Source organism: Vibrio sp. LB10LO1 (genome assembly GCF_010092875.1).
GTDB lineage: Bacteria > Pseudomonadota > Gammaproteobacteria > Enterobacterales > Vibrionaceae > Vibrio > Vibrio campbellii.
This window is the reverse complement of sequence record NZ_JAADJW010000001.1, coordinates 163,091-180,731: the sequence shown is the minus strand read 5'-3', so window position 1 is coordinate 180,731 and position 17,641 is coordinate 163,091. Positions and strand designations below refer to the sequence as shown.

15 protein-coding genes are annotated in these 17,641 nt (G+C 45.5%); 7 read left to right on the top strand and 8 right to left on the bottom strand.

Annotated elements, in window-relative coordinates:
* Positions 1-24: 24 nt before the first annotated feature.
* On the top strand, positions 25-432 hold the full coding sequence (locus tag GXP65_RS00785) for a nitrous oxide-stimulated promoter family protein (RefSeq protein ID WP_045367861.1): 408 nt from the start codon (positions 25-27) through the stop codon (positions 430-432).
* Between the two features lies 1 nt (position 433).
* Here the strand turns inward: GXP65_RS00785 and GXP65_RS00780 are convergent, their stop codons facing one another.
* Entirely contained in the window at positions 434-1,819 is a 1,386-nt protein-coding gene (locus tag GXP65_RS00780; protein WP_162091737.1) for an MATE family efflux transporter, read from the bottom strand.
* A gap of 51 nt (positions 1,820-1,870) precedes the next feature.
* On the opposite strand from GXP65_RS00780, the gene GXP65_RS00775 reads away from it, so the two are divergent.
* Positions 1,871-2,767 carry an AraC family transcriptional regulator gene (locus GXP65_RS00775; RefSeq protein WP_045367858.1) on the top strand — a complete coding sequence of 299 codons (897 nt, stop codon included), beginning with the start codon at positions 1,871-1,873 and terminating at the stop codon, positions 2,765-2,767.
* Positions 2,768-2,883: 116 nt separating this feature from the next.
* On the opposite strand, the gene GXP65_RS00770 is transcribed toward GXP65_RS00775, so the two are convergent.
* Both GXP65_RS00770 and trxC read right to left on the bottom strand, forming a co-directional pair.
* Positions 2,884-4,044 carry an MFS transporter gene (locus tag GXP65_RS00770; protein ID WP_005427080.1) on the bottom strand — a complete coding sequence of 387 codons (1,161 nt, stop codon included), beginning with the start codon at positions 4,042-4,044 and terminating at the stop codon, positions 2,884-2,886.
* Positions 4,045-4,220: 176 nt separating this feature from the next.
* The gene (gene trxC / locus GXP65_RS00765; RefSeq protein WP_021018240.1) at positions 4,221-4,655 is read right to left on the bottom strand and encodes a thioredoxin TrxC; all 435 of its coding nucleotides are present in this window, start codon (positions 4,653-4,655) and stop codon (positions 4,221-4,223) included.
* A gap of 165 nt (positions 4,656-4,820) precedes the next feature.
* Between trxC and GXP65_RS00760 the strand changes: the two genes are divergently transcribed.
* Positions 4,821-5,918, top strand: coding sequence for a ketoacyl-ACP synthase III (locus GXP65_RS00760; RefSeq protein WP_045367854.1), 1,098 nt, complete (start codon positions 4,821-4,823; stop codon positions 5,916-5,918).
* A 68-nt stretch (positions 5,919-5,986) separates the two neighbouring features.
* Here the strand turns inward: GXP65_RS00760 and GXP65_RS00755 are convergent, their stop codons facing one another.
* The 4 genes from GXP65_RS00755 to GXP65_RS00740 all read right to left on the bottom strand — a co-directional run bounded on the left by GXP65_RS00755 (position 5,987) and on the right by GXP65_RS00740 (position 12,232).
* Entirely contained in the window at positions 5,987-7,312 is a 1,326-nt protein-coding gene (locus GXP65_RS00755; protein WP_162091736.1) for a DUF1501 domain-containing protein, read from the bottom strand.
* A 9-nt stretch (positions 7,313-7,321) separates the two neighbouring features.
* Positions 7,322-8,884 carry a DUF1800 domain-containing protein gene (locus GXP65_RS00750; protein WP_162091735.1) on the bottom strand — a complete coding sequence of 521 codons (1,563 nt, stop codon included), beginning with the start codon at positions 8,882-8,884 and terminating at the stop codon, positions 7,322-7,324.
* Between the two features lie 530 nt (positions 8,885-9,414).
* Complete coding sequence (locus GXP65_RS00745; RefSeq protein WP_162091734.1) at positions 9,415-10,677, bottom strand: hydroxymethylglutaryl-CoA reductase; 1,263 nt, start codon at positions 10,675-10,677, stop codon at positions 9,415-9,417.
* A 541-nt stretch (positions 10,678-11,218) separates the two neighbouring features.
* Positions 11,219-12,232, bottom strand: coding sequence for an AraC family transcriptional regulator (locus GXP65_RS00740; protein ID WP_162091733.1), 1,014 nt, complete (start codon positions 12,230-12,232; stop codon positions 11,219-11,221).
* Positions 12,233-12,380: 148 nt separating this feature from the next.
* On the opposite strand from GXP65_RS00740, the gene GXP65_RS00735 reads away from it, so the two are divergent.
* Genes GXP65_RS00735 through GXP65_RS00720 form a run of 4 tightly spaced genes read left to right on the top strand, consistent with a single transcriptional unit; the run spans position 12,381 to position 16,306 of the window.
* Entirely contained in the window at positions 12,381-13,502 is a 1,122-nt protein-coding gene (locus GXP65_RS00735; RefSeq protein ID WP_162091732.1) for an HlyD family secretion protein, read from the top strand.
* The gene (locus tag GXP65_RS00730; RefSeq protein WP_162091731.1) at positions 13,492-14,505 is read left to right on the top strand and encodes a DUF2955 domain-containing protein; all 1,014 of its coding nucleotides are present in this window, start codon (positions 13,492-13,494) and stop codon (positions 14,503-14,505) included. The genes GXP65_RS00735 and GXP65_RS00730 overlap by 11 nt, the downstream gene beginning before the upstream one ends.
* Positions 14,506-14,531: 26 nt before the next feature.
* Positions 14,532-15,653 carry an AI-2E family transporter gene (locus GXP65_RS00725; RefSeq protein ID WP_162091730.1) on the top strand — a complete coding sequence of 374 codons (1,122 nt, stop codon included), beginning with the start codon at positions 14,532-14,534 and terminating at the stop codon, positions 15,651-15,653.
* Entirely contained in the window at positions 15,650-16,306 is a 657-nt protein-coding gene (locus GXP65_RS00720; RefSeq protein WP_005446913.1) for an ion channel, read from the top strand. The genes GXP65_RS00725 and GXP65_RS00720 overlap by 4 nt, the downstream gene beginning before the upstream one ends.
* 70 nt (positions 16,307-16,376) lie before the next feature.
* On the opposite strand, the gene manA is transcribed toward GXP65_RS00720, so the two are convergent.
* A complete protein-coding gene (manA, locus tag GXP65_RS00715; protein WP_162091729.1) occupies positions 16,377-17,597 on the bottom strand; it encodes a mannose-6-phosphate isomerase, class I in 1,221 nt (406 codons plus the stop codon).
* Between the last annotated feature and the right edge of the window lie 44 nt (positions 17,598-17,641).

The window sequence follows — 17,641 nt, the reverse complement described above, 5'->3', positions numbered from 1 at the left end:
CGGCGCGTTAGCTTGGGGAAAAAAATGAGCGACATTTTATTAGGCAAACTCGCCACAGAATTTAAAACCGTCAAGGCGATGGTAGAGGTCTATTGTAAAGATCACCATGGCACGAGAGGCGAGTTATGCTCAGAATGTCGCGAATTGTTAGAGTATGCGGAAGTACGGCTTGATCGTTGCCCTTACGGAGAAGACAAGCCGACTTGCAACCAATGCCCAATTCATTGCTACAAGCCCGAGCCTAAAGAGCAAATGCGTTTAGTAATGCGTTACTCGGGGCCGAGAATGCTGCTAAAGCATCCAATCTTAGCGATTCGACACCTGTTACATGAGAAGCGGGAGGTACCTGATAAGCCTGCTGCCAACGCATCTAATCGCCATAAACGCATGAGTACGGAGCGCGAAGCGAAGAAAACTGAGCTTAAAAAATGACTTAAGAAGTTGTCACCACCGTTAAGTTCTTAATCCAATATTTTTTGGTGTATCGGTGATAGCACAACGCCAGTTTAACGACTTCTTCCACAATCATTAACCCATAGACGTATTTGAACTCCCAACCCAGTACAAATGCTGCAGTGGCACAAAGTGGCAGCCCAGTCATCCACATTGCAATAAAGTCCATTCGTAGGCAAAACACGTTGTCGCCACCGGCGCGGATAATGCCGTTAATGATGATCATGTTGAGCATTCGCAGCCAAATTGCACTGCAAAGGATGGCAACTGCTGGCGCTGCTAGTGGGTAAAGCTCAGGGTTGTCCAAGTTTAAAGCCGCAATGATCAATTCACGATTGAGCAGCAGCAAGGTGCCAATCGAAATACCAAATACGAAAACCGCTTTAATAAAAAAGCGCGCCATGTACTCGGCTTGTTCAAAAGCATCACGGCCCAGAGATTGGCCAATCATTACCGAGCACGCGACTGAGATGCCAAAGAAGATCGAGTAACACAAAGATTCAAACGGCCCCAACATACTGAATACCGCAAGCTCCGTTGTACCCATGTGTCCAAAAATCATCTGATACACCATAGTGCCAATCGCCCACAACAATGCGCCTAGCGTCATTGGTAGTGCTAATCGACGGTACGAAAGCCACAGCGAAGGGCGCTCAGAGCCTTCTTGAACCTCCAGTAACCAATGTTTGCGCCAGCGCATGTAACCGAGCATGGCAAAGACTTGGAACAAACGAGAAATCGTCGTCGCTAATGCCGCACCTGCCACCCCCATAGCCGGAATGCCGAAGCCACCTTTGATAAGCCAAAAGTTAAGCGCAATATTCAATATGATGGTGACGCCTCCCATTAATAAAGGAGTGACAGTGTCACCTGAAGAGCGCATGCTCGCTTCTAATACAATAATGATATGAGTCAGCAACAAAACAGGGAACGCATACCAAAGGTAAATCGAGCCAAGTTCAATCACCTGAGTGTCGTTAGTTTGCAAACGCATGATCAATTCACTTCCAAGCGTGATAATCAGCGTGACAGGAATCAAAACTTTTAAGCCAAAACGAATGGCAATGCCAGTGACTGTTTTTGCACTGACCGCATCTTCACGTCCCCAATATTGCGCGACAAGCGTGCCATTTGCTGATGCTAAACCCGCCATGATCATAATGGCGACAAAATGCCATTTTGATGCAATTCCCACAGCTGCCGTTGCTTCTTTACCAAAGTCACTAACCATGAGAACATCGGCTAATGCAAGTATCGCTACCAATGCACTCTGGATCGCGACAGGGAAGCCTAATCGGATAATCTGCTTTAATAGCCTGCTAGATATAGGTTTTTCTCTATTTTTGATTCCAATATCGTTCATCATAGTTACTCCTCAATTCGGGAAGAAATATAAAGCCAATAGGAAAATAAAAACATGTTCGAAAAATCACAAAACCTGTGCAAATCCGTCATTGAGCAATTTTCCTCCAAAACAGAATGGCATGATGACACGTACCTTGCTCCTGCTTGTAAAGAGCGATTTCTCACGTTAACCGAGATTCCGGAATGGCGTCGGGCGGATATTCTTATGGGCGGGTTAGCTGAACTGCATGATGGTTATCGCGTTGAGCGGAACAAAGTTGGCGTGCACACCTTGCTGTTTACGGTTGAAGGTGGCGGTGTACTTATTACGCCTGATTTCGTCAAAGAAATTGAACCTTATACGTTGACTATTTTGCCAGTGGATACCTGTTTTCGTTTTGAGATGAATCCAAACAAAGGTCATTGGAAGATGATTTGGCTCCTGCCACAAGATACTGAGCTTTGGCAGCACCTTTATAACCTTGGACAAACTATTATCCCTTTTCGCGGAGCAGAACAGATCTGGTCACTGATGAGCTTACTCTATGGAGAAATCGGCGGGAGGACGGGTTTTCGTCAGTTATTGATTAGTGAGGTTCAACGATTGGTGAAGAGTGTAGAAACACCGATCAGCAGTTCGCTCTCGCGTGTTCAAACGCTGTTTAATGAGGTTGAGGGGCAACTGCATTTACCTTGGACAATTGCTGAGATGGCCAAGCGTTGTTTTATCAGCGAAGAACAATTTAATCGGCTTTCCAAGCAACTATTCAACATGAGTCCAAGGAGTAAGTTAATTGAGCTTCGCATGCACAAAGCGGCGGATTTGTTACAGTACCCAGCTTGGTCGGTCGCCATGATAGCAAACCGATTGGGCTATAGAGACCCTTACAACTTCACGCATCGATTTAAAAAATTTTATGGGACGTCGCCAACACGTTATCGTAAAAAGCTATTAGAAAACCAGCGCTAAAGAGCGATGCGGGTTTCTTTTGAAGTGAATAGGTGACATGAAATAATGAATCGAAGAGATAGATCAAAAAACGAGGGCATGAACCCTCGTTTTGTCTTGTTGGGAGAGGTTATAAATTACAAACCTGCCGCCATTTGATGTTTTGACTTAGTTGCCGCGATTAGCATGTAGATACAAGTTGCAAGCAGTGCGGCGAACAAGTAACCCAACAGTCCGTGCATTTGACCCATGAATTTATCAGCAACCACTGGGCCAGCCACTGAACCTACGCTGTAACTGAACAACATAACTTGCGTTGCAGATACGATGAAACGCTCGTCTAATCCTTCACAACCCAGATTAATTGCGATTGGGTATAGTGCAAATGTCGCCATGCCCAATAGGAACAGTGCCGCTGCAAGTACTACCGCTGATGAAGATACAAAAGTCAGGCCGATAGAAAAAATACCAAGGATACAGAAAAACGCCATCAATACAGTACGAGCCATGTATTTGTTTAACGTGGTAACCATAGGTTGAACCAGCATACCGCCAAGGATCACAAGCGCCATTAACGTACCAATGTCTTGGTGGCTAATCTTACGGTTTGCAAGCTCTACTGGCATTAGGCCGTAGATTGCACCCAAAGTTAAACCAGAAACAATGCAACCAATGATGGCTGCGTGGCTTAGCTTAGAAATTTGCTTAAACGATAGTGCTGTTGATTCATGGCTGTTTGGCTGTTCGCAATCAATAAAAAGCAAAACCAGAATTGCCATTAGGATCAGAGTGGTGATCGCAACAAAAGGAACGCCGCCACTTACACCAAGGATACCAATACCAAACTGACCAAGAGCAGAGCCACCGTATAGAGATAGCATGTAAAGGCTTAAGCGTTTTGCGCGAGAAGACTCATCGCCGGACATCAACCATGATTCCACAATCACAAATACGCCAGCAACCGCCATACCTGCGATGAAACGTGCAGCGAGCCATACCATGCCATTTGGAATAAGTGGAAGGGCAACGATCGTCAGTGAGAAGGTCGCCAAACAGCCAACAAACGCTTTACGGTGTCCAACACTACGAACAATACGCTCAAAGAAAATAGCACCAACTAATAGGCCACCATAAAACACACTCGCCAACCAACTCGCGTAATCAGCAGAGATGTTGTATTCACCAAGCATAAGAGGGATCAAGCTCATCAAATAGCCTGATGCCACTGCATAAAGAGACAGTGCTACGACTGGAACTGTGACTCGTGGTGATACTGAAGGAATGGCTGTGTTTTCCAATGTTTTGCGCCTATAAGTTAATTGAAAATCAGGGTTTGTTCGGCGCGAATATGAGGCTAATTAATAGGCAAGTAAAATGATATATTTGTGTCGTTTCGACAAAAGAAATTTATCGAAATTCTATGAAGAAAAGCTGAATAAAAACGCCAGCCTAAGAATAAGGCTGGCGAAGAGATTTATTTGCTAAGTGCTTGATTTAACCACTGATCAAATTGAGTTTTTGGTAGGGCGCCGTTGATCATGTCGACGCGTTGGCCGTTCTTAAAAACCATAATGGTTGGGATACTACGAATACCAAATTGCGCTGCCAACTGTTGTTGCGCTTCGGTATCAATCTTGACAAAACGTGCGTTTCCGGTCTGTTCTTGCGCGACATCCTCAAAAACAGGAGCAAAACCAACACAAGGGTTACACCACGGTGCCCAAAAATCGACCACAACCGGCGTGTTGCTCTCTAGCAGCACCGAAAAGTTATCGATAGTGCCTTCTACCGGTGAACCATCAAATAGAGCGTTCTTGCATTTACCACAGCTAGCAGCTTCTGCAACTCGCTCATTAGGGACACGATTTAAACCGCCACAAGACGGACAACGAGTTTTAAACGATGACATGACTTCTTCCTTTATGACAACTTCATGAAAACATGACTTACCAGTCAGCCTCATAATTTGTATACTTATTTTTTAGCCTGCCGAAATATAAGACGGCAAGTCTGTATTTGGACCCGAACAGGTTCTAAGAAATTTCATTAAAATACAACAATAAATAGGTCTGCGATGACAAATTACTACGCTGAAATTACCGGTTGGGGAAAATGTCTTCCACCAGCTACGCTCTCTAACGATGACCTTAGCACTTTCCTTGAAACTTCAGATGAATGGATTCGCACCCGTACTGGTATCGAAAACCGTCGCATTAGCCACGTAAACACGTCGGATATGGCAACGGTCGCTGCGCAACATGCGATGGCCCGTGCGGGTGTAGAAGCGAGTGACATCGACCTAATCATTGTTGCGACATGCTCTCCTGATTCACTTATCCCAAACATTGCGTCTAAAGTACAACAGAACCTTGGTATCCGTTCTGCTGCCGCATTCGATTTAAACGCAGCATGTACTGGCTTTGTGTATGGCCTAGAAACTGGCACACGTTTGATTCAATCAGGTAACTACCGTAACGCGATCATTATTGGTGCTGAGCGTCTGTCTTTCTACATTGACTGGGCAATGCGTGACACTGCTGTACTGTTCGGCGATGGTGCAGGGGCAGTTGTTCTGACTCGTACAGAACAAGAAACCGGTCTACTGCAATCACAAATTGGTTGTGACGCGAAAGGTCGTGACATTCTTTCCGTGCCTAAGTTTGGTACATGTATGGATCGCTTTGCTGAAGATAACGGTTACTGGGACTTCAACTTTGTCGGACAAGAGATCTTCAAGCGAGCAGTTAAAGGCATGGGTCTGGCTGCGAAAACGGTTCTGAAAGCTTCTCAACTAACCACAGATCAAATCGACGTGGTAATCCCACACCAAGCAAACATCCGTATTATCCAAACGCTGTGTGACCTTTCTGGTATTCCACAAGAAAAAGCGTTTGTGAACATCCAAAACTACGGCAACACTTCGGCTGCGACTGTGCCAATTGCACTGTGTGAAGCGCTAGAACAAGGCCGTGTTAAGCCAGGCGACAACATGCTATTAGCAGCGTTCGGTGCTGGTTTGACATGGGGTGCAGCGGTACTGAAATGGGGTGACCGCGTAACGCCTATTGCTGAAAGTGACGCAGCGCTACCTGAAAGCGATAAGACAGCACTTGAGCTTTTAGAGCGAGCAATCAAGCTATGTAACGAACGCCCTCGTGGTGAAGACGCATAAGCGCTTGTATTAGCATCATAGGAAAAGGGAGCATAACGCTCCCTTTTTAGTTTCTAGTTCCAAAGGTACTAAGACATAAAACCAAGGTTTGGTGACGAGAAATTTCGAATGTTAGGGAACACGTAATCTAACGCTGCACCATCGGTAATCCCCATCCATTGGGCTAGAGTTGAGCCTACTTGGTCGGTTCCGATTTTAGGAATCAAACGCCCTTTCGAATAATCATCCTCTCCACCTAATACCAATTCAGGCCAAGTGCCAATCGGCTTCGAGCCATTTACCGCACCACCCATAACCAGCTGATGTCCACCCCAGCCGTGATCGGTACCATTTCCGTTGTTTGTCATCCGGCGGCCAAAGTCAGACATGGTAAATGTAGTGACATTGTCACGCATGCCCAAAGCATCTATTGCACGATACATGGCCAATAGATTGGTGGCTAGATCGCCAAGTAACGCAGGGTGTTTGGAAAGCTGAGAATCATGAACGTCATATCCCGTATGTTTTACAAAGAAAACTTGTCGCTGCTGGCTTAAATGGCTTTGGCTTGCGATCAACTTGTAGACCGTTTGCATCTGTTTACCGAGCGTTGTCGATGTGAACAACGGGGCATTTTCTACGTTGTGCAGTTGTTCTGCTAACACACCGCTCATGGTCATTGACTCATCGACCATCAGATTAAAATGACCACTGAAAGGGTTACTGGCAGAAGTAGCAAGAAGTTGGTCGTACACTTCTTTGTATCGAGGGTTCCCAAGCGCACTCAATTGAACCGCTCGGTCTTTCTTAAGAACCGTTTGTCGGTGCTCAAGGGAGCGCAACCACAATGAATCACCGTGTACGCTGTATAGTGGCGTGATGTCCGAATGTGAACTCATCACATCAAGCATTCTGCCAGCCCAACCAAGGTTAGCGAACGAATTCATACCGCCGCGCATCAAGGCATTGGTTTGTGAGTTATGGGAGAAGAGCTGGTGGGGTAACGGGACTTCACCCGCGTCGATCATTCCCTTCGTCATGGGTTGTTCGAGAACTCCGCTATTAAGAACGACAGTTGCATCTCCGTTGTCAAATAGCTCCGTCAATCGAGCCAACTTAGGGTGCATGCCTAACGGCACATCATTTCCTTGTCTGTCTTCCGCATTCAACTCGATTGGGATGATGCTGTTTTTAGCGACGGAAAGTTTGCCTCTAACATTCGCGTATTGGTCGTAATGAAAATCAGACAGAGGTAAGAATGTATTGATTGCATCATTGCCGCCATCTAAATACACGCAGATTAGAGCACGAAAATCATTGCTTGGTGAAGCCAAGGCATAGCCGGGAAGCCCAATGGAAGCGAATGCGCCCAGAGAAGCGGTTCCTTTCATAAAATTGCGTCGTGATAGTTTCATAATTCGCTCCTAATTTTGAATGTAGAATTCGCTGCCAGAAATCGCGGTGAAAATCACTAAGGCAAGTTTGGTGGTGGGAACATAATTGGTTTTGTACTCATTCAATGCGTTATGCATGATTTGTTGCAGCTGTGGTGACGCTGTACTTGCAAAGAAGCGCGCATCGATGGCTTCAACTAATGTATCATGGTCATCGAGTAACGCGTACAGCTCCGTCATGTCGAGTGTGTAGGTCGAACCTTCTCCTTTACGAACACTGTAAAGCATGAAGTTAACGGACTCTGTGTAAACTGACCAATCAAGTAACTCGTACTCAGGGGAAACCATACCGTTAAAGACAAAGTCTGCCGAAGGTTGGTAATCGGGTGAATAGAAGTTAAACACAGAAGGTGAGCGCAACGGACCTTGATTGGCGATGTTCATCACTGAAACGGCGCCATCGTATCGTGCTGCACTAAGCGTGAACCCCGCAGCACGATGGAAATTGGTAAGAACTAAGATTGGCTCTTTCACTTTGATAGGGCGAACTTCAGTCAGCCCCCGAGCCTCATCGTCAAGTAAGATAGCGCGAATAACGGCATCAAGATCGCCTTTCGTGCCGTGGCCATTGTTATTGAACACGGTTGCTACTCGGGCTACGTATCCCGGCGTAGGGTTTGACGTCACAAAGCGTTGGATGAGCAGCTTAGAGACAAAAGGAGCAATATTATCGTGGCTCATTAAAATATCGATCACTCGCTCAAGCTCTTCCTCCGCGGTTAGACCTGCAGGAATGGTAGTGCCCAGTACCGTTTTTTCATTCGTATCATGGCGGTTCTTAATTACCCGCATCGGCAAAACGAACGCAGTATCCGATTTATTCCAACCAGTTAGCGCACGAGCTAGCTCTTGGATGTCGGTTTGCGTGTAAGTTGCGAGAGCATGCCCCGTTTTTTGATCGTATTTAATGCTCCCGTCTAGGTTGAGCTGATACAAACCAATACTGAAAAGCTGCATGAGTTCGCGAGCAAAGTTCTCGTCTGGAAGCGCACCAGTGTTTACGTTTTCTTTGGCGCTGCCCATCATCGACAAATAGTTCCCCATAACAGGGTGCTTTGCCGTTTTTAGCAGTAACTCTCGGTAGTTCCCAAACGCGTTTTCAACCAGTAGATCATAATAATTCACGAGACCTTCAGGCTTGCTGCTCAGAATACCACCATGCTTAGAAACAACCAGGATTTGGCTAAGGGCAAAGGCCATGCGTTGTCTGAGTTGATCCTCTGCGGTGAGGGCGATTTGATACCAAGCGTTTTCACGGTTTGCTTGAGCCCCTTTACTAAAGGGCGTGAAGTAAAGATCACTGTGATAAGTCGGTGGGAGAAGAATTTGTTCTGAAATCCAGTCCGAGTAATTGGTCTGGTTGACTTGGTCGATTAAAGCAGGAGTAGGACCAAATGTGGTTTGATATAAAAAGCGTGCAGTAGGTAGATCTGGATCGTCTTCGTCAGCCGATACTGGCCCAACAAAGAAAAGCAGCATGGCAACAAAGCCTAATACCCAGCAAGAAATCTCATTCTGTTTCTGACGTCTCATAGTTAACTCGCTTACCCAAAGGAACGACTTAAATCCATTTAACGGGAGTAATGAAGCTCATGGTGAGCTAATTAATAAATTTAGTGAAATCAAGCAGCTGCAGAACGGATTATAGACGGTAAAATTTGCTATCAAAGTTGTTAATTACAGAAAATAGTCGCGCGAAAGCTTAATTGTTTACAAGAAATAATGATAAGTACTTGAATCGTAATCGAGTATTTTGATGTGAGTTGGCTCAAATAAAATATGAAACTTTTTTGAATTCATACTTTGGTGGCGAGAACGTTTTCGTCAAGTTTGAGTAAGGTACGTTAAATGATATAACGCTTAGTTGTCTTGGTGTGAGCTTTTAAAGGAATTTTGAATAAGGAATGACTCAACCCAGTGTTACTGAGGGAATACTGCTCGCCAAAGGCGGAATGTTCGTGGTTTCTGGTTTTTTATACAGTATTTAATTAAGTCTATTAGGTATGTAATAAAAGAAGCCACTCAATGAATGACAAAGAGTGGCTTCCCTAGATTTCAGGCTGTTACTTTCTTGCTAGCTTATGATGGGCACGAGAGAAATGATCGGCACAGAATGCACCAACAATTGAAAGCTCTCCTGCCAAACACAGACCAGCAGCGACTTCTGCTAACGCCTTTGCTTTGCCATTGCCGTGCAAGCCAAGGATATCCAAACACGCTTTTTGAGTTGGCAAGCCAGTACCACCGCCTACAGTACCAACCATGATGTTTGGCAAAGTTACGGAGGCATATAGATTGCCGTTAGAGTCCACGTCCATTCGAGTAATTCCAACCGCAGATTCCGCTACGCAAGCCGCGTCTTGGCCGCATGCGATGTACAAAGCGGTGAGGGCATTGGCGTAGTGTGCGTTAATACCTATGGTGCCACTTAGTAAGCCACCAACCGTATTCATCTTGCCAAATTTGACCATAGCTTCTGGCGTGGTGTGCAAGTATTTCTCAACCAAAGCCGCAGGAATCGTCACTTCAGCGGATACTTTTTTACCGCGAACGGAGCGCAAGGTGTGAGCGTTGGCCTTCTTATCACCAGACAAGTTGCCGTCAAGGTAAGCATCAACCGGAGCGATAGGGCTGTGTTCGAGAATGTAGTGGAATACCTTGTGTGTCGCGATGGTCACCATGTTCTGACCGGACGCATCGCCCGTCACGTATTCAAACACCAAGTAAACATGATTACCTTCAATATTCACGTTGATGTCTTTTAGCTTGCCGTGCGTGGTGGTGGATTCTGCTTCTTTACGGAAGATATCGTATTGAGTCACCACCCAACTTACGAACTGCGCGGCTTCTGCAAGAGATTGAAAACCAAACACAGGTGTACGGCTAACACCTTCGCTGATCAAGAGGGTACTTGCACCACCGGCGGCAGTAATTAAGTTTGCACCGCGGTTGTAAGAAGCTACCAATGCAGCTTCTGTTGTTGCGAGAGGGACTAAGTAGTCGTCGTTCGCGTAAAGGCCGTTAATACGCAGAGGGCCGGCAACACCAACAGGAACATTAACGGTACCAATAAAGTGTTCGATGTTGTTGGCGTATTGGTCGTAATGCGATTGAGTAAAAGGATCCAGAATAAGATCTTTGTCCGTCATGGATTCTAGCACCTTCCAACGGCGCGCAATGTGCTTTTCCGTCAGACCTGCACTGAGGCAAAGTTTCTTTTCTGGCTTGTGGTATTTCGGTTCTAATGCCGATTGTACTTTTTCGCAGGTTCCATTCTCAGAGAGTGCAGAGCTATTCCTTGCGCTGTCTAAATTTAATTTCGGCATACAAACGTTTCTTTATTCATTTGGTTTGGAATTGTAGTGATACAAAACGTGATTACAATCCCGCGTATACGTTTTGCAACAAAAGGTTGCTCAGCTTCAAAGGGATAAGCATTCATCTTGAACCGAAGATTACGAGCTATCGGCGTGACAAAAAACAAACAATACAATTGCGATCTAGATTAACTAATTGAAAATATTAACTTTAAATATGGCTTGGTACGGGTGGTTAATGAGTAAGAAATGAGCGGCAGTCTAAATTCTTATTATTGTTAAAATTGCGCAAGGTGGGTGAATTACTCTAATTTTGAACATCAAAATGATGGGGTTGAAATGTTCGGGCATGGCGTAAAATGGTAAATAACTTGGTTTGCGCCACGGCATAATAGCCCCACGTTTTCAATTGAGGGTAACGTATGATTGTTTACTTTCGAGTTCAGGACGTAGAAGTGCTGTGTGATGAAATAGACCTCGCAACACTGATGCAAACCAAGCTCAAGCAATTAACTAATACCAAGCCTCAAATGGACTGAGCAGTATAACGTCACGAAGTGCTGGATGCGTTCAGCGCAATAGACTGTTTATACACTTTAGGAGATAACCCGGACACTCTTTTAAATGCGCGTGAAAAGTGCGAAATGCTGGTGTAGCCAAGTTGATTGGATATATAGGTAAGAGAGTGTCCTTCTTCCATAAGCTCGCAAGAAACAGAGAACATCAATGACTCTTTAATATGTCGAAAAGAAGTCCCTTCATTCTTTAACTTTCTTTGAAAGGTTCGAACAGAATAGCTCAGCAACTGAGCCGCTTCTTCTATCGACAAATTACGCTCTCTTACATAGGGGCGAAGGAGTTCAAACACGCTATCGGTGAAACTCGTATGCCACTGGAGCTGACTAGGTTTAGCGCCTAATTGCGAGTCTGATATTTGGATTGGCACGTTAAGAATTTCATCGGGGATATAAACACCAGCTTTGTCTTGACCCACGAAGATCTGGCACTGGCTAGGCACGACACTTTTTACGATATCGCTGTTGCTGCCCTGCAGACGTACTTTGCTCGGGTACCAAGTAGTTTTGGTCAGTATGCTGATGAGTTCTGTGATGTAAATGATCGCGAATGCTTCTGACCAGTCGGCGATTTGCGTGTCTTTTTGTTCGGAGAAACGACAAAACCAAGCATGACCATGATGGGTTTCGAAAGAAACGTTACTGCCTGGCGAGTCTAAATGGAATATCTCGTCAATGTGCTGCATTGATTCACCAATGGTTTGAAATGGCAAAAACTGATGCAAGACATTGGGTATAACGCGGCGACGAAAGACCAACACCAATAAGTCGGTGAATTTCGTCACGCCAAGTTGAGATGAAGTTAAGTGAATCAAACGTTTTACCGATTCAGACGGAATGTAGTCGCTCTCGGTTTGGAACAAGTCTGCAGGTAAACCAGCATCACTGAGTAATTTGTGTTTATCCAACCCATAGTCGGCAAAGACTTCGACCAAGATACGCGCGTAGTTGGTCTGGATGACAGGTAAGTGGAACGTTTGATTCGGCATTGCTTTGATACTCCTTTATCAAGGATCCATCTTAGCGCATAACGCACGGTTTTTGATATAGCTCGCTAATTATTCTTCAATTAATGGCAGATTGGACAGAACGATATATTCTTAAAATGTTCAATCTATTCAATGGTAAGGGGATAACATGTCCGAGAGCGAAAAAGAAAAACAGCCAACGGAAGTGTCGGAAAACAAAGAGACAAACAAAAAAGACAAAGTGAAGACGGTCACCAACTATTTGCTTTTGTTTATTGTCGTCATGCTCGGGTTCAGCATTGTGTCAGACCGTATTATTCCAGTGACCGATAATGCGCGTGTTAAAGGCTACATTGTGCCGATTAAGCCGCAGGTCTCTGGCAACGTTTTAGATATTAAGGTTCGTCCGAACCAACTTGTTGAAGAGGGTGATGAGCTCGCCGTTCTCGACAAGTCAGATTATGAAATTGCCGTGAAGCAAGCCGAAGAGAATCTGGAAATTGCTGGGCAGAACGTTGGTGCGCAAACCGCGTCCATCGCTTCGGCTCAAGCAAGATTAACTTCTGCGATTGTTGAACGCCAAAACACTGAAGCGCAAGCCAACCGTGTTCTTGCCATGGCAGAGAAAGGCGTAGTGTCGAAATCAGACGCTGACAAAGCGAGAGCATCATTGGCAACCGCGAGAGCGAATGTAGTAAATGCAGAAGCGGATCTTGAAAAAGCAAAACAACAACTTGGCGCAGAAGGTGAAGAAAACAGCCAAGTCAAAGCAGCATTGCTGGCTCTTGAGCAAGCTCAACTGAACCTAGAACGTACCGTGATTCGTGCGCCCACTCAAGGCGGCGTATCAAACTTTAGCTTAACCGAAGGTTTCTACGCTTCAGCAGGTCAGCCAATCATGACGTTTGTGTCGACAGAAGATATCTGGATTGAGGCTTACTTCCGTGAAAACAGCCTAGGTAATGTCAGCATTGGCGATGAAGTAGAAATCGCCCTCGATTTTGTGCCGGGCAAGGTCATCAAAGGCAAAGTGAGCAGTATCGATTGGGGTATTGATTGGGGACAAAACCAGCAGGCAGGCAAACTGGCTCAAGCAAACCAGCAGACGGGGTGGTTGCGCCAGACGCAAATGCTACCAATCGCTATCGAGTTTGATCGTGAAGAGGTAACGGGAATGCTACGTGTTGGCGGTCAAGCAGACGTGATTGTTTACAGCGGTGACAACTTCGTGTTCAACACCCTTGGCAAACTTTGGATTCGTCTACTGAGCGTATTGTCTTATGTCCGATAACCTGAGCATTGATAACGCAACTCAACGCCGGATTCTGCGCTTCACCATTGGTGTAGGTCTGGCGGTGTTTCTCGCTGCTTGGATTAATTGGCAACTGGCGTTTGTCGCGCCAGTGTTTACTGCGAAGTTCTTGGTCGATAAACCAAATCTTCATAGAGAAACGATTTACGAGTTGCTGCTGGCATTGATTGCCACCATGGGATTGGGGCTGCTTCTTTCAGGAGGCATTACTCAATACCCAATTGTTCTGCTGATTGCTGTCGGTTTGATGATGGCATGGGGTTACTACTTGTTTACTGACCCCAAATGGAATCTGTTCGCGACCATTTTGTTGATTGCGGTATTGATGTTGCCATTTATGGCAATAAATAACCCTGCGATTTCCTTGGTTCTCGCGAGTGGCTTGGCGATTTCTGGAGCGGTATCGGTAGCGATTTTTACTCTGGTCCATATTTATCTACCAGAGCCAGATAGCGAGTTCGCTGGCTATGCAGATCCACCAATTGGCAAGGAACAGCGTTGGCATGCGTCATTTCGAGCCATGCTGATTTCGTTTCCTGTGGTGTGCTTCTTCTTTGTCTTTCAGGTTTCAGAAGCACTGCTCACCATGATGTTTGTCGCGCTGCTGTCTTTGATGATAACCGCAGAGAAGTCAGTGAAATTAAGCGCGTTCTTAATCATCAGTAACGGTATCGGCGGGATGCTCGCCATCTCGGCGTTCTCGATACTCGCCATAGTGCCAAACATTTTCTTTTATACCGCTTTTATCGCGTTATTGGCGGTATGGATAGGGAAGAAAATTTATACCGTGCCAGAAAAGGCTCCGATATTCGCCACCGCGTTCAGTACGTTGCTTGTTTTAATTGGCAGCACGCTTATGAGTTCGGGCGATATCGACAGCAACACATTTATCCGAATCTTCCAATTGGTATTGGTCGGGACGTACATGATTCTCGCGTCGTTATTCTTAGAAACACGGCAATGGAAGTTTTTGCAAACATAACCGCTTAAATACGAAAAGGTAACGCTATGATAGCTTCAAATGATTTCTCTAAACAGGCGATAGACGCCGCAATCAAGATCGGAGCAGTAGCGTTACTGATCTGGTGGTGTTTTTCAATCCTCAGTCCATTCATCATGCTAGTGGTGTGGGGTGGCATTATTGCTATTGCTCTCTATCCAGTCATGATGACGCTTCATAACCGCTTAGGCATTTCAAAAGGCAAGGCGAGTGCGCTCCTCAGTACCATCGGTGTGCTGTTACTTTTAGTTCCCCTTATTGCACTTTCATCCGGTCTATATACCAGTGGCACTGAGGTCGTCACCGGGTTACAGGATGGCACCTTAGTTGTACCTAAGCCACAAGAAAGCTTAAAAGAGATCCCTGTCGTGGGGGACAAACTGTTCGTTGCGATTAACTACGCATCGACCAACATGGAAGGCTTCTTAGTTAAGTATGGCGAACAAGTGAAAGGCTTTATTTCTCAAGCTGCCTCAATTGTTGGCTCGGTAAGTGGTGGTTTTGTTCAATTCATTATTTCTACCATGATTGCTGGGGCGTTCATGAGTAATGCAGAAGCTTGCCAGAAAGGTTTTACCAAGTTGGCTGACCGCCTCACCAACAATAAAGGCGAAGCGTTGATTGATCTTTCAAAATCGACCGTTCGCAGCGTGGTGCAAGGCGTAATCGGTGTCGCACTGATTCAATCTGTTATGGCGGGTGTTGGTATGGTCGCGGTTGGCGTTCCTGCTGCTGCGCTTTGGATGGTTGCCGTTATTCTGATTGCGATTGTTCAGTTGCCGCCGATTCTGGCATTAATTCCTGCGATTATTTACGTGTTTAGCGTCGAATCAACACTGGTTGCTGGCATCTTCCTAGTTTGGTGTATTTTGGTGAGTGCGAGTGATGCGGTACTGAAACCAGTACTTCTAAGCCGTGGCTCTGACACACCGATGCTTGTGACACTGTTAGGTGCACTGGGTGGTATGGCAATGTCTGGCATCGTTGGTCTGTTTGTTGGTGCCGTAGTACTGAGCCTGACTTACCAGTTGATGGTGAACTGGTTAGATGAAGATGACACTGAAGCAAACAAAGCACTGAACATTGACCAAAAAGCGAAGGAGGAAGACAAAGTAGAGGTGGCATCATGAAACCGATGACCAGGGAAGATAACTTTTACTTTTTGTTTTTCGCGCTCATTGCGCTGTTCTTCGGCTGTGCTGTGATGCATCAGTTTTATCCAGATGGGCAGGAATTTGTTCTTGCTCTTTTGGTGGTGACATTAGGAGCTTCGATTGCAGGTATCAACAAGAAGAACAAATCCAACCGAACATGGTATGGCGTGTTACTGATTGTGGCCGTCATCTCCTATGGGATGTCTTTCTTAGAGCATTTAGATCTGTCCATTTTAACGCTAGGTGCATTACTGGTTTTCTTGTTTTCACATATATACTCGGCGCTAAAGCAGGTGGTGTTAACCAAGTCGGTCACGACAAACCACATCATCGGTTCGATTTGTATCTATCTGCTACTGGGGCTTGCGTGGGCGGTGATTTACTTGTTGGTGTTGGAGTTTTTCCCAAGCTCTTTCACTGGATTAGAAGCAAAACCTTGGCTGTCGAACTTGTTTAATGCTTTGTACTTTAGCTTTATCACATTAACGACAGTGGGCTATGGTGACATTTCACCAACGGTTCCAGTGGCTCAGTTCTTCGTTTTCTTTGAAGCGATAGTCGGGAGCTTTTACTTGGCCATCATGGTGGCAAGTTTGGTGAGTATTCGTTTGGCCCAAGCACAGAGTTAGCAAACAAATGAATGGTTTAAATGGCGGAGCTGAAAAGTCTCCGCCATTTTTGTTTTAAGATGAAATGAACTTAGCCATTAAATGCACGAGCAACACGACCTTCACAACTGATCGTGTAGTTTCCTACATAAGCAGGGATGAAAGCCGATTGCCCTTTGCCAAGTACTAATGTTTCGCCACTTTCTGCAAGTAGCGTTACGTCTGCATCAATTGGCATCAAAATTTCCGCACTGCTCATCTCGACTTGTTGATCTTTTGGCTCTTGGAATACAGAGAACTTGAAGTCTTGAACAGGGACAGGGAAGTGATGCTCACAGCCTTTGATTTCTGCTTTAGTTAGCAGCGTGTTCATTGGCTTTGGAACGAAGTCGGTACACTTAACCAGTTCTTCCACATCCATGTGTTTTGGTGTCAAACCAGCGCGAAGAACGTTATCTGAGTTCGCCATGATTTCCAGCCCCGTACCTTTGATGTAAGCATGAGGCGTTCTTGCGCTTAAGAACATAGCTTCACCGGGTTTAAGCGTAATAACGTTTAGTAGCAAGGGCGCAAACAAACCCACATCATCCGGGTATTGCTCAGCAAGGTCTAAAATCAAGTCACACACAGGGCGCGCTTGGTTCATTGCTGCATAGCTTAATAGATGATCCACCGCGTTTACTTTGCGAACTTGTTCCATGGACAGAATTTCAACGAAGAAGTGGCACAATCCGTCTTGGTTAGGGTTACGCTCAAACTGTTCTAGGTAGCCGTTAATCTCAGGAATGTCACACAGGCGGAACTCAGCGATGATTTCATCAAAGGGACGAAAGCCGTTCATCGCTTGATATTCCGTTAGGGCGTAAACCAGTTCTGGCTTGTGGTTGGCATCTTTGTAATTACGATTAAATGCATTCAGCGGTACACCTAGCTGTTGTTCTTTTGTATAACCAAGCTCTGCATCTTGCTTGTTTGGATGCACTTGAATCGACAACGCTTTATCTGCGGCAAGAATCTTGAAGAGGAAAGGTAAGTCACCAAAGGCTTCAGCCGTGCTTTGGGATAGAAATGCTGACGGATCCTGCTTGATCAATTCCGATAACGAAACAGTTGTACTCGAAGCAGCACTTCCTTGTTTAACGATAGAGCAACCATTTGGATGCGTGCCCATCCAAACTTCGGCTTGAGGTTGTTGAGCTTCGTTAGCAAAGCCAAACAAATCGTGGATTGCAGTGCGGCTTCCCCAGTCGTAGTTTTGGATCTTATTGTCCATTTTGAAGAAGCATTTTGATGAAATAGTGTTCGAATTCATGAATTTTACCCGTAGAAAACCCTCCGAACTGAATCGGAAGCAAA